The organism is uncultured Gimesia sp. (genome assembly GCF_937910335.1).
Classification (GTDB): Bacteria; Planctomycetota; Planctomycetia; order Planctomycetales; family Planctomycetaceae; genus Gimesia.
This window is the reverse complement of sequence record NZ_CALEMX010000333.1, coordinates 1-13,429: the sequence shown is the minus strand read 5'-3', so window position 1 is coordinate 13,429 and position 13,429 is coordinate 1. Positions and strand designations below refer to the sequence as shown.

The window sequence follows — 13,429 nt, the reverse complement described above, 5'->3', positions numbered from 1 at the left end:
GAGGTTGAAGATGAACAGCTTACACGTTTGCGTTATCTTGGCCTCGCCTATTATCAATCAAAGAAGATCAAAGCAGGTGATGCCCTACTGGCAAAATTGCAAAAACGATTCAATGCATTGCAGGCAGACAAAAAACAGGCGGAAGACAAAGCCAGAGCAACTCAAATAACAGAACCCATTCTCGCTCGAAAACCAAACGATTCTAAAGCCAGCAAAGCAACGCAGGCTGACAAGTCTCTTAAAGCTGCAATCGAAAAAGCCGGTAAACCTTTCGTCGCGAAAATCAAAAAACTGGAACGCCCCCTCAATGCTTTAAAAGGTCATCAGGCTGTTGCAAAGGGAGAATTCAAAAGCGGTTATGAACTGTTAAAAAAAGCGGGCGGCGTGGATGAGGTCTATCTGATTTCTGTGTTAGCCCGGTCCGGAGAACGAGACAAAGCAGAAAAAGCATTGCGAAAGCTGATTGGTTCACACAAAAACGAAGTGCAACCTCAAGCAGCACTGGTCGAATTATTATGGCAGGCAGATAAAAAAGAGGCTGCGAAAAAAGAATTTGAAAAGCTGAAAATAATCTCTGCTTCAATCGACCTCAATACCCCCCTCTTCCAGCGTCTGGCTCCGATCGCCAAAGAATTGGGATTCAAAACAGATTGGCGTAGCAAAAAAGTCGCTGCCACTGATGTGGGAGACCGGCCTGACTTGAAAACATTAGGCCCATTTCGCTGGAAACCTTCCCCGGCTCCCTCCTGGCAACTCAAAGACGCCACAGGCAAAATGCGCAGCTCAGACGAATTTCGGGGCAAGCCACATGTGCTGATTTTTTATCTCGGCTCCAGTTGCCTGCATTGTGCAGAACAGCTGCAGGCATTTGCCCCCATGGTGCAGGAGTTTGAAAAAGCAGGTTTCCCTCTCATGGCGATCAGCACTGACAAAATTGACGGCTTGAAAACATCCATCAAAAATTACGATAAAGGCGATCTGCCAATCCCCCTGTTTTCCAATGACAAACTCGATGTCTTCAAAGCATTTCACGCCTACGACGATTTCGAAAAACAGCCTCTGCATGGTACTTTTATTATTGATGGCGCCGGGAAAGTCTTGTGGCAGGACATCAGCTACGAACCCTTTATGGACCCGAAGTTTGTCCTGAAAGAAGCACAGCGCCTGCTGCCTCGAAGTCTGAATCGACCCGGGTTTATCTTAGACGTTTTTTAACATCAACAATCGGGCACTGAGTAAACGGCAAAGATGCGACACGGCCCTGGCTCGCAGTCTTTAAATGCACATTGTGATAGTAATAATTTTGCTTCTTCAAATGTTTCGATCAAGCAATGGCGATTCACTTTGATTGTTTCTGCCATACCGTTACAGGATAAATAAGAACACTCTGGCGGGTTATGCTGTGAAAACGATACGACATCGAATCCCTCAAGCACTTTATTTGCAGGCGTCTTCACGTTGGTGATACTCGAATCATATGGTTCGAAGCTTTCCCATTCGGGATCATCTTCGTAGCACTGATATTCGTAGACTTCATAATAAAACATCTTCGTACCCTCTAAGTGAAGGTCATGCTCTGTTGCTAATGCCTTGATGATTTCCGGTGAATCATAGAACCAATATCCATTGTTTTTAAAGTAGTCGGGTAAATACGCGAAGTCATCTGAAATACAGTTACTGACTGAGAAAACATCTTCTACCTGATCGTTCTTAAGCCAGTCCGGCTTGCGCTCCACTCGCTTCGCCATGTAACCCGCGGGAATCATTTTGGGCATCATTCAGCATCCAGAATATGCGTTGGCTTTCCATCCAGACTGACCTGATTTTTTTCTCGCCAGTAATTGTGAACGCCTTCTTCTCCCTGCTTGGTGGCCCAGGTGGTGAGCTGCTCTCGTTCTTCGACATAATCGTAAAACGGGACTCCCATGCCACACGAAGTCTGCACCAATTCGACGCGCATATCAAATACCTGCCGTGCACCGGGAATCGAGGGAAAGTGGGCGAATAAAGATTCCCACTCGGCATCGTAGGGGTGAATCACACGTGACTGACCGTAGAGCCGTAAGATTACGGGCTTGCCCGTGAACGCGCAGAACAAAATTGTCATCCTGCCATCTTCCTGAATATGCGAGGAAGTTTCGTTACCGCTGCCAGTCACATTCAACCAGATCACGCGATTCGCATTCAAGACGCGAAATGAATCCATGCCTTTGGGAGAAACGTTGATGCGACTGTCTGCCGTCGCCGTCCCCACGAAAAACATTTTTTGTTCCGCGATGAATTCCCTTTGTTTTTCTGATAATTCGCTCGTGCGTTGTCCCATAATTTATCTTCTCTAATACGTAGTAAGAGGTAGATCATAACTGAATCAGCAATCATAGCAGACTGACAATCCAGAGGCCAAATCGGTTCAGGAAACGCCAGTCGACAGCAAGAAACACATCAGGCCCGCTATGGCTCTAAGTCCGAACAACGTATCACAGTAAAAACAAGGCCGGTAAACTGAGTTTTTAGCAGAGAGAATGCGGTAAATCTATACATTTTCGCCGTGAATATCCAAGACGCGCACGATCGATAAGATTACAATAAATGAAACATTGGAAACGATGATTTTACCGCAATGGTCCAAATCGTTTTAAATATACAAACACGATTCCATTCTAAAATGGCTAACGAGGAGAATTTGATGACGAACAAAAGTACTCTTAATCGTCGTAACTTCATGAAAACCGCGGCTGCCGCCAGTACCGTATTCTCGGTCCCCACGATTATTCCCGGAACCGCCCTGGGGCTGAATGGAACGGTTGCTCCCAGCGAACGAATTATTTTGGGGGGTATCGGCATTCGCAGACGTGGCGGTTATGTACTGGGTCACATGCTCGAACAACCGGACGTGCGGTTCGCCGCCATCGCCGACGTTCGCGCCGATCAACGCAAAACCGTTAAGGCAATGGCCGACAAACAAAACGGCGATACCAAATGCGACACTTATCGCGATTTCCGCGAGCTATTGGCCCGCGATGATATCGACGCCGTCTTAATTGCCACGGGCGACCGCTGGCACGCAACCGCGTCGATGATGGCAGCCGAAGCCGGCAAAGATGTGTATTCGGAAAAGCCGTGTGCGATTTCGATCGAACTCGCCCGCAGGCTGCAACAAACAATTCAACGCACGGGCCGCGTCTTCCAGGCGGGTACCCAGCGTCGCAACGTATCGAACTTTGCGCATGCTTCCAAACTGGCTCAAACGGGACAGCTCGGAAAGATTCATACCGTGCACTCATCGATCTATCAATTGATTGATCGCCATGACTGGCTGCCTGCACAACCGGAGCCCGACCCCAATGTCATTGACTGGAATATGTGGCTCGGCCCTGCACCCTGGCGACCTTACAACCGTGCTTATGTCGAAGGAGCCTGGCGGGGCCATTACGATTTTGATTCGGGCGCGAAGCTGCTTGACTGGGGCGCTCATACATTGGATATCTGCCAATGGGCCCTTGATGCAGACCATACGATGCCCGTCACTTATGAACCCAAGGATGTACCCGATGACAATGTGATTGAATGCGAATACGAAAACGGTATTAAACTCGTGATGCGTCGAAATGGCTGGATGGGTCTGGGAACCTGCCCCGTACGATTCGAAGGCGAAGCAGGCTGGGTCGAAACCGGTGACTCCGGGCAGACGGCTGTTTCCTCGGATCAACTGAGAGCATCTCTTCCTTCACCCAGTTCGATTCCCGGCACGTCGCCTAAATTCCATGTGCGTGATTTCTTTAACTGTGTGAAAACGCGATCTAAACCAGCAGCCAACGAAGATGTAATGGCCCGCTCGCATATTGCCTGTCATGCGGCGGCGATTGCCTGGAAACTGGGACGCAAAGTAAAATTCGATCCCGTTACGGAAGAATTTGTGAACGATGACGAAGCCAACCGTATGCGGAGCCGCGCCATGCGAGAGCCGTGGACCGTTTGATCTGTCTCGACTATTTGCAAATTGATTTTTAAATACCCTTACTACAACTTCTTTCCCTTGAGGGATCTGTGCTCATGTCTGCTATTAAGTTCTATTTTGCCCTCCTGTTTTCAGCTTGCCTGTGGATGAACACGGCATCTGTAAATGCAGCTGATAAAATCGACACAACCAAAGAAACTTCGCGGCTGGTAAAAGTGCTCAATTCGAATAATGACACTTACACCAAAGCGATGGCGTGCCGTCGATTGGCTGCCATCGGTGATCAGTCGACCGTTGAATCCATTGCAAAATATCTGGGTGATGAAAAACTGGCCACGTATGCCCGCTCGGCTTTGGAAAACATTCCCGGCAAAGCCGCCAGCGCTGCCTTGCGAACAGCATTAAAAAATGTCAAAGGCAATCAGCTGGTTGGCGTGATCAATTCGATCAGCAAGCGCAAAGACAGCCAGGCCACCGCAGACCTTATACCATTACTCTCTGACAAAAATGCGAAAGTCGCGATCGCCGCCGCACATGCTCTCGGGTCAATTGGTACAAAACCCGCAGCCAAAGCGTTACAGACAGCGATTGGCAAAGGCGATGCCATAGTACAACGCGAAGTCGGCTTCGGATGCCTGATGTGTGCCCGCTCTCTGGCAAAACAGGGAGACAATAAAACAGCGATCGCTCTGACACAAGCAGTCAATCAGGCGAATCTACCGAAAAACATTAAACTGGCAGCGACTCAACTGACAATTGTCCTCAAAGGCAAATCGGGACTCGGCCTCTTAGCCACAGAACTCAAAACAGAAAACCTGCAGCGTTTTCGTTCTGCTTTGCAGGCAGCCCGCGATCTGGGCAAAATTTCGACCCCCACATTGATCGACGTTTACAAAACCCTTTCAGACGAACGTAAGGCACTGATCATCGCTGCCTTGAGTCTCTCACACGATCCAACAGCGCTGCCACTGATTCGCGAAGCAGCAACGAAAGGTGCAGGGCCACTCAAACTGCAGGCGATTTATGCACTGGGAGAACTTGCTCCGACTTTGAATGAAAATGCTCAACTTCAGGTTTTGAAAGACCTGTTTGGTCAGGCAAAACAGAACCACTTAGAAATCGTGACCGCAGCCCAAGCCGTGATTGCAAAACTGGCTTCCAACCAACCTTCGGAAAAAGTCAAAGCATTTATTATCGCAAACACGAACCAACTGGTTGAAAGCGAAACACTACAACAACAACTGGCAGGTATTCAACTGGCGGGTGCATGCCGCATCAGTTCTGCCACTCCTGCCATGCTGAAATTAGCCCAACATTCTAACGCCGATGTCAAACAGGCTGCTATCAAAGCACTTGGCGGCACGACTTCTTCAGCAGATCTTCCACAATTAATTGCACTCGCATTAAAATCTGCCAATGATCCTACCACCGGCGATGCGCTCAAAGCCGCCGGTTCTCGCTTGCCTTTAGAAAAAACGGCGAATACGCTGGCAGCGGCAATGCAAGATGCTTCCATAGAGCAAAAGCAACTCCTGCTGAATCAACTGGCGGCGCTGGGAGGTGCAACCGCTCTGAAAACCGTGGTTGCAGCAGCGCATTCGAATGAAGACGCATTACAGAACACCGCTACCGATTTATTAGGAAAATGGGTTAGCATTGATGTCGCACCACCTTTATTAGAGCTTGCGAATAATTTGGAAAACAGCAAATACAAGATCCGCTCACTCCGCGGTTATATTCGTGTCGCGCGACAGCTCAATATGACACCCGCACAACGCCTGGAAGTCTGCCGCAATACACTGGCGGTAGCAGAACGAAACGATGAAAAGAAACTGGTCTTCGAAGTCTTGCGACGCTATCCGAATCCACTGGCTGTGAACTATACAACTTCCCTGCTCAAAGACAAACAACTTAATGTGCCCGCGTCTGCCACAATTGTCTCCTGGGCGGAACGAGGAACGCCCATTGACGCCGATTTACTGCAGAACGCCTTGCAGCAGGTTGTGGCCACGACTTCAAATGAAAATCTCAAACAACGGGCCGCGCAACAACAGGCTCGTATTCAAACGCAAGCGAAACAGGACGAACAGGGCCTTGGGTTCCAATCTCTGTTTGATGGCAAATCTTTTACCGGCTGGCATGGCAACGAAAAGATCTTCAGAATCCAAAATGGAGAAATCGTTGCTGGCAGTTTGGAAAAGATGGTCGAACGCAACGAATTTCTACGCTCGAACAAAGAGTATGACGATTTTGAACTCAAACTGGAATTCAAATTACTCGGCGAGAAAACCAACGCCGGTGTGCAAATCCGGACGGCTGAAATTCCCGACCATCATGAAGTCATCGGTTATCAGGCCGACCTGGGCCATGGTTACTGGGGCTGCCTGTACGATGAATCTCGTCGCAAAAAAATCCTGGCAGGTCCGCCGAAAGATCAGCGAGATATCCCTGTTCGCATGAATGACTGGAACAGTTATCGTATCCGTTGTGCAGGCCCACGAATTCAAATCTGGATTAATGGAGTGCAAACGGTCGACTTCACCGAAGAGGATCCTCAGATTCCACTGAAAGGGATCATTGCTTTACAGATTCACGGCAACCTCATCAATCAGGCACATTATCGCAATGTACGCCTGCGGGAGCTGTGAACAGCGCGCTGAAACCGAGGAAAAACTATCGTTCAGCAACATTTTTGATATCCGCCCCTTGCGATAATGGTCTGCGCCGCGAAAATGGAGGATAGGCAAATCAGCAATCCTCTCAGGACCTCGGCGAGGCACGGATGTCAGAAATCCCAGAAGAACTTGAAGAACTATTTAAACAGCTCAATCCGGAGCAGCAGGCAGCCGCCTGTCATGATTCCGGTTCCCTGCTGATTATTGCCGGAGCCGGTACAGGAAAAACGACAACACTTTCACATCGGGTCGCTTATCTGATTTCTCAAGGCATCGATCCCAGCCGAATTTTATTACTTACATTCTCCCGACGAGCCGCTAACGAAATGCTACGTCGTGTCGATGCATTGCTGCGCGCGTTGGGTGACGGTCGCGAGCGCTCCTCGGCGGCACGATCCCGCAGTATCTGGGGCGGTACCTTCCATTCGACGGCAGCCAGACTTCTCAGGCGTTATGGCCAGGCAATCAATTTACCCGATGACTTTACGATTATCGATCGGAGCGACGCCGAAGACCTGATGAGTTCCATTCGCAGCGAACTGGACCTGGGCAATAACGGAAAGAAATTTCCCCGCAAAGGGACGCTACTGGAAATTTACAGTCGCTGTATGAATACCTGCTCGAAGATTGAACCCATTCTGGAACGCCATTACCCCTGGTGCCTGGAACATGTGGACGAGTTGAAAAAACTGTTCCAGACGTTCGTCGATCGCAAGGAAAAACAGAACATCCTCGATTACGATGACCTGCTGTTGTTCTGGCATGCACTGGTCGCTGATCCCGCCGGCGGTAAACTGATACGCGGGCAGTTCGAAGCGGTTCTAGTTGACGAGTATCAGGACACGAACATACTGCAATCAGGTATTCTGAAAAATCTATGTCCAGATGGTAACGGTCTGACAGTGGTCGGCGATGATGCCCAGTCCATCTATTCCTTCCGGGCGGCGACCGTGCGAAATATTCTGGATTTCCCTCAGGAATACCCGGGTACCACAGTCGTTACGCTGGAAGAAAACTACCGCAGCACCCAGCCGATTTTGCAGGCAACGAATCAGATCATTGATGAAGCACACGAACGGCATGAGAAAAACCTCTGGTCTTCTAAAATTACAGGTGAAGCACCCTACATCATCGACTGTAGTGATAACAACGAGCAGGCCGACTTTGTAGTCCAGCAGGTGCTGGAACATCGGGAAGCCGGCATTCCCCTGCAGAAGCAGGCGGTTCTATTTCGTGCTTCGAATCATAGTCTGGCTCTCGAAGTCGAACTGGCACGGCGCAATATTGCTTATCATAAATATGGTGGTTTAAAGTTTATCGAAACCGCACACGTCAAAGACTTGATGGCGTATTTAAGATTGGCAGAAAACCCCCGTGATGCCGTCTCTGGTTTGCGCGTGCTGACACTGTTGCCAGGCATCGGTCAAAAGAAAGCACAGCAGCTCATCAATCTGCTGGCGGAATCCCAGTTTCGGTTTGATGTCTGGTCTGATTTCAAACCGCCCACAGCAACGGCTGAACATTGGCCTTTGTTTATACGGTTGATGAAAAACCTCACGTCACCTCAGTCCGAAAAACGGGGCATCTCTGCGGAAGTCCATCAGGTGCGGACGTTTTATGCACCCTTGCTGGATCAGCAGTATGATAATGCGACGACCCGCCAACGCGATCTGGAACAACTGGAACAAGTCGCCAGCCGTTTCAGCAGCCGCATGAGTTTTCTGGAAGAGATCACCCTTGATCCACCTAGTTCCACGCAGGATGTCTCTGCCTCTTCCAGCCAGGACGATGATGATTTTCTGGTCTTAAGCACTATTCATTCATCGAAAGGCCTGGAATGGGATGCCGTCTATGTGCTGCAGGCGGCTGATGGCAGCATTCCTTCTGAAATGTCTTTGGAGAGTAACGACGAAATCGATGAAGAACGTCGCCTGTTTTACGTCGCTTTAACACGAGCAAAGAACTGGCTCTATGTCTGTTTTCCGCATCGTCAATATTTTCAGAACCGCCGCTGGAACCAGGCACACAGTTATGCCCAACTGACGCGGTTTGTTTCTTCGAAGACCATTCCCCTGTTCCAGCGACGTCCTGCCTTCACCGCAGACAATCTGGATACACCGCAAGATGCGGAAATCGAAACGACGGCGGAAGACATTCGCAAGAATATCCGCGATATGTGGACCGCCTGAATTAGCATGCCTTGCGGTTCACTCTTCTTCGTCAGTAATCGCTTCGTCGGTAATCGGTTCGTCGGAAGAAACTTCGTCAGCAGGTTTTTCGTCAGCAGGTTTTTCGTCAGCAGGTTTTTCGTCAGCCATGTTTTCGCTAGCCGGTTCTTTGCTTGAACTTGCTGCTGCCTGCCAGGGCGTTTTTTTGCGTGGAGGTGGCGGGCCTGGAAACTGATAGTACACACATTCGATACCGCCGTTATACAATTTGCGACGGCGGGCTTTATTTCCGATGATCCGTTCAAATCCAGTATGCGAGGTTAGCACATAAATTGACCAATACTCCAATGGCTCGAACACGCGTTTCATTTCGCGATAAATTTCTTCGGCGTCTGATTTTTCTCCCAGGCGTTCGCCGTACGGTGGGTTTGTGATCAGACAGCCATACTTGCGGGGTGTACTCATTTCAGAAAGCGGCTGTTCCTGAAAATGAATGAAATCTTCCATACCTGACTCGCGTGCATGATAGCGGGCCATCCCAATCATGGCAGGGTCAATGTCGTATGCCTGCAACCGATAATCGATGTCATTCCGCATCAGATCGCGGGCCTCTTCGCGTGCATCCTCCCATAGTTCGGGTGGAAGTTGTTGCCAGCCTTCCGAAGCGAATCCTCGATTGATGCCGGGCGCCGTGTTTGTGCCGATCAAAGCCGCCTCGATGGGAATAGTTCCTGAACCACAACAGGGGTCGATAAAAGGTCGTTCCCGATTCCAATAGCTCAACTGGATCAATCCTGCCGCCAAAGTCTCTTTCAGTTGTGCACCGGCGGTCAACTTGCGATAGCCGCGTTTATGTAGGCTGGGGCCTGTTGTATCGACACAAATCGAGACACGGTCTTTCAATATCGAAGCGTTGACTGAATAGAGCGGACCATCTTCCGGAAACCAGTCTTTGATGTAATGGTCCTTTAATCGCTCGGCAATGGCTTTCTTTACCATCTTCTGCGAGTTTTTCGGGCTGTTAATTTTTGAACGGACGGCAGACGCTCTGACCGGGAACTTCGCTGAGGGAGGCAGCCAGCGCTCCCATTCAAGGTCGCGGGTCTCATCAAACAAATCATCAAAATCAAGGGCTGTAAATTCGCCCAGACTAAGCAATACCCGGTCCGCACTGCGGAGCCAGAGATTGCAACGGCAGATCGCGTTCAAATCACCTTGAAAAGTCACGCGCCCATTTTCGATCGACTGATCTTCATATCCCAACTGTTTTAATTCGCGCGAAACCACAGCTTCCAGACCAAAGGCAGAGGTCGCAACAAGTGTAAGTGGCTCGGACATGGTAGACGGGTATCTCTTAAGATTTCAGTAAAACAAACAAATCCGGTAGAAAAAGGGGTGATGAAAGATCATACTACTATATAGACACTCAACGCGAATTCTACCAAACAACTGATCATAGAGAAGGTTTTCACCATGCGGAATGAACTTCCCCCTCATAATCGGCTCCCTCGTCGCGATTTTCTCAAACAGGCCTCTCTGAATGTAATAGCAGGCACGGCAGTCGCGGGCAGTTTACACTCACAAAACACCCTACAGGCAGGTGTAGGAAAAGAAGCGAAACCGGCTAGCGGTTACCAGTTGGGTGCCTTTACCAAAAGCTTTCAAGACATGCCGATTCCCGAAGTTTGCCGGGCGTATAAATCGATCGGCCTGGATGGTCTCGATTTAACCGTCCGCCCGAAAGGCCATATCCTGCCCGAAAACGTGGAAAAAGAACTGCCGCAAGCGTGTGCAGCAGCCAAAGCAGCGGGCGTGAAAATTCTCTTCCTGACAACGATGATCGACGAGCCCGATAAAAATGCAGAACGCATTCTAGCGACCGCACAAGAACAAGGCATCGACCGCGTCAAAATCGGCTACTATCGTTACAAAAAGTTTGGCACGCTGGCGATGCAGTTGAAAGAAACGACCAGACAGATCGGTAAGGTCGCTAAGCTGGCGCAAAAATATAAAGTGCTGCCTTGCGTGCACGTGCATTCCAATAATTTTCTGCCCTCGCATGGAACGCAGTTGTACCAGTTGATTCAGGATTATTCGCCTCAAGAAGTGGGCGCCTATGTTGATATGTTGCATATGGTCAAAGAAGGCAGTGGCGATGGTTGGCGGCAGGGTCTTGATTTGCTGGCTCCCTGGATTGCCTTGTGTGCTGTCAAAAACTTTGCCTGGGAACGCGGCGAAGGACGCGATAAAAAAGGTCATCAGAAATGGGAAGTCAAAACGGTTCCCGTGGCGGATGGAATTTCTCCGATCCCACAATACGTTGCTGCCCTGCGCGAGCTGGGATACGAAGGAACGTTTTCATTGCACAGCGAATATAAAGGGCGCCATAGCTGGAAAGAACTTTCCACCCAGGAATGCCTGGCGCAAACGGCCATCGATGCCAAATATTTTCGCTCGCTGTGGCGGTAATGTAGAACAAATTTATAAAGCAACTGAGCGGCATGGCGCTAGTCGTCAGTTATGATATCAGTCCTGTTTTAAAAACGGTGGCTAGCGCCATTCCGCTCAGAATGGGACGATGTTTATGTACCGCAAATTGATTTCTGCACTGGTCTGTTTGATCGCCGGCATGTTTTCGTTTGAGGTACCGGCGGCTGAAAAACCGAACGTGATATTAATCATGTGTGATGACTTAGGCTGGGGAGATACCGGCTTTAACGGCAATCAAATTATCAAGACGCCACATCTGGATGAAATGGCCCGCGCGGGTGTGAACCTGAAACGCTTTTACGCCGGCGCACCAGTCTGCAGTCCCACACGGGGCAGTTGCCTGACGGGGCGCAACCCCTTTCGTTATGGTATCGTCAATGCGAATGCCGGACATATGAAAGAGCGGGAACTCACACTGGCGGAAACGCTAAAGAGCAGTGGTTATCGAACGGGGCATTTCGGAAAATGGCATCTGGGCACTCTTACCAAAACCGTTCGCGATTCGAATCGAGGTGGTCCTAAAAACAGTAAACACTTTTCACCACCCTGGCGGAACGGATTTGAAGTCTGTTTTTCCACCGAAGCGAAAGTCCCCACTTGGGACCCCATGCTCAAACCAACGGGTAAAGCACCCAGCAGAGGCTGGGCAGCGATTGAGGAAGGCAGCCCTACAAAACCTTATGGCTCGTTTTACTGGAATGAAGCAGGCGAAATTGTTAAAGATAACTTACGCGGCGACGATTCGAGAATCATCATGGATCGTGCGCTCCCTTTCATCGAACAGTCGGTTAAACAAAAAGAACCGCTATTCTGCGTGATCTGGTTTCACACGCCTCATCTGCCTGTCGTCGCGGGACCCCGCCATCGGGAAATGTATTCTAAATTTGATCTCTATCACAGTAATTACTATGGTTGCATCACTGCCATGGATGAACAGGTAGGACGATTGCGGGCGCACTTGAAGCAACTCAAGGCTGATAAGAATACGATGCTCTGGTTCTGTTCCGACAATGGCCCGGAAGGAAACGCGAGTGCCCCCGGTTCTGCCGGCCCGTTTCGCGGACGTAAACGCGATTTACTTGAGGGAGGTATTCGCGTGCCCGCGCTGCTGGAGTGGCCAGCCAAAATTCGTCCCGGTACTGAAACCAGTTTTCCGATGGTGACCAGTGATTATCTTCCGACGATTTTGGCTGCAGTTGGTCTGTCCGCTCCCACTGATCGGCCCGTGGACGGAATCAATCTCTGGCCCGTTTTTGAAAACAAGCTCAAATACCGCCGGCAACCGATTGGTTTTCAATACCAGAAAAATGCAGCCTGGATGACCGATCGCTATAAGTTACTCCGCACGAAAAAGAAATCGGGAGTTCAATTATACGACCTGCTCAATGATCCGGGTGAAACGAACGACCTTTCCCAAGCGCATCTCGCAATGGTGGCACAGTTCAAAACGGAATTGGAACGCTGGATGAAATCATGTGAGCAGAGCAACCAGGGACAAGATTATAAAAAGTAAGCACCGCCATTATTCGACTTCAATCTGAAGCCGCGTTCCCATTTCCAGAAAGCCCGGCATGTCTTTTTTGAAACCGTTTTTTTGTTTGACGTTATTTCTGACTCTGCTTGTCGCGGACAACCTCAAAGCGTTCGAAGTGTCACGCCCGAATATCATTCTGATCATGGTCGATGACATGGGGTTTTCCGACATCGGCTGTTATGGCGGTGAAATTGAAACGCCACATATTGATGCACTGGCCTCGGGAGGAGTGAAATTTTCACAGTTTTATAATTCGGGTCGCTGTTGTCCCACGCGGGCCACGTTAATGACGGGCTTACATCCTCATCAAACGGGTATCGGCTGGATGACAAACCCACCCGGCAATACGAGAGGTGAGACAAAACCGCCCGCCTATCAGGGTTACCTGAATCGAAAGTGTGTCACAATTGCTGAAGTATTAAAGGAAGCCGATTACTCCACGTACATGTCGGGAAAATGGCACCTGGGCTTTAACGCAAGGGACCGCTGGCCACTGCAACGTGGCTTTCAACAGTATTTCGGGTCCCTTTCGGGAGCCACTCGATTCTTTTATCCCGAGCAGCCGCGGGGAATGACTTTCGGTAACAAGCAAATCGAATCACCA

At 49.7% G+C, this 13,429-nt stretch carries 10 protein-coding genes; 7 read left to right on the top strand and 3 right to left on the bottom strand.

The genetic code is table 11. The features are described 5' to 3' along the window. A partial coding sequence (locus tag Q0668_RS13295) for a redoxin domain-containing protein (RefSeq protein ID WP_298865450.1) occupies positions 1–1,215 on the top strand: 1,215 nt, incomplete at its 5' end. 2 nt (positions 1,216–1,217) lie between these two features. Here the strand turns inward: Q0668_RS13295 and Q0668_RS13290 are convergent. Further along, positions 1,218–1,778 carry a hypothetical protein gene (locus Q0668_RS13290; RefSeq protein WP_298865448.1) on the bottom strand — a complete coding sequence of 187 codons (561 nt, stop codon included), beginning with the start codon at positions 1,776–1,778 and terminating at the stop codon, positions 1,218–1,220. Then, a complete protein-coding gene (locus Q0668_RS13285) occupies positions 1,775–2,323 on the bottom strand; it encodes a pyridoxamine 5'-phosphate oxidase family protein (protein ID WP_298865446.1) in 549 nt (182 codons plus the stop codon). The genes Q0668_RS13290 and Q0668_RS13285 overlap by 4 nt, the downstream gene beginning before the upstream one ends. A gap of 363 nt (positions 2,324–2,686) precedes the next feature. Between Q0668_RS13285 and Q0668_RS13280 the strand changes: the two genes are divergently transcribed. The 3 genes from Q0668_RS13280 (at position 2,687) to Q0668_RS13270 (ending at position 8,822) form a co-directional block, all read left to right on the top strand. Continuing rightward, entirely contained in the window at positions 2,687–3,979 is a 1,293-nt protein-coding gene (locus Q0668_RS13280) for a Gfo/Idh/MocA family oxidoreductase (RefSeq protein WP_298865444.1), read from the top strand. A 74-nt stretch (positions 3,980–4,053) separates the two neighbouring features. Further along, positions 4,054–6,606, top strand: coding sequence for a DUF1080 domain-containing protein (locus Q0668_RS13275; RefSeq protein WP_298865442.1), 2,553 nt, complete (start codon positions 4,054–4,056; stop codon positions 6,604–6,606). 134 nt (positions 6,607–6,740) lie between these two features. Continuing rightward, the gene (locus tag Q0668_RS13270) at positions 6,741–8,822 is read left to right on the top strand and encodes an ATP-dependent helicase (RefSeq protein WP_298865440.1); all 2,082 of its coding nucleotides are present in this window, start codon (positions 6,741–6,743) and stop codon (positions 8,820–8,822) included. Positions 8,823–8,840: 18 nt separating this feature from the next. On the opposite strand, the gene Q0668_RS13265 is transcribed toward Q0668_RS13270, so the two are convergent. After that, complete coding sequence (locus Q0668_RS13265) at positions 8,841–10,139, bottom strand: class I SAM-dependent RNA methyltransferase (RefSeq protein ID WP_298865438.1); 1,299 nt, start codon at positions 10,137–10,139, stop codon at positions 8,841–8,843. 135 nt (positions 10,140–10,274) lie between these two features. On the opposite strand from Q0668_RS13265, the gene Q0668_RS13260 reads away from it, so the two are divergent. From Q0668_RS13260 to Q0668_RS13250, 3 genes are all read left to right on the top strand, one after another. Then, entirely contained in the window at positions 10,275–11,270 is a 996-nt protein-coding gene (locus Q0668_RS13260) for a TIM barrel protein (protein ID WP_298865436.1), read from the top strand. Between the two features lie 109 nt (positions 11,271–11,379). Further along, positions 11,380–12,804: a sulfatase-like hydrolase/transferase gene (locus Q0668_RS13255; RefSeq protein ID WP_298865434.1), complete on the top strand. Its 1,425-nt coding sequence runs from the start codon at positions 11,380–11,382 to the stop codon at positions 12,802–12,804. A 58-nt stretch (positions 12,805–12,862) separates the two neighbouring features. Further along, the coding region (locus Q0668_RS13250) for a sulfatase-like hydrolase/transferase (RefSeq protein ID WP_298865432.1) at positions 12,863–13,429 on the top strand (567 nt) is incomplete at its 3' end.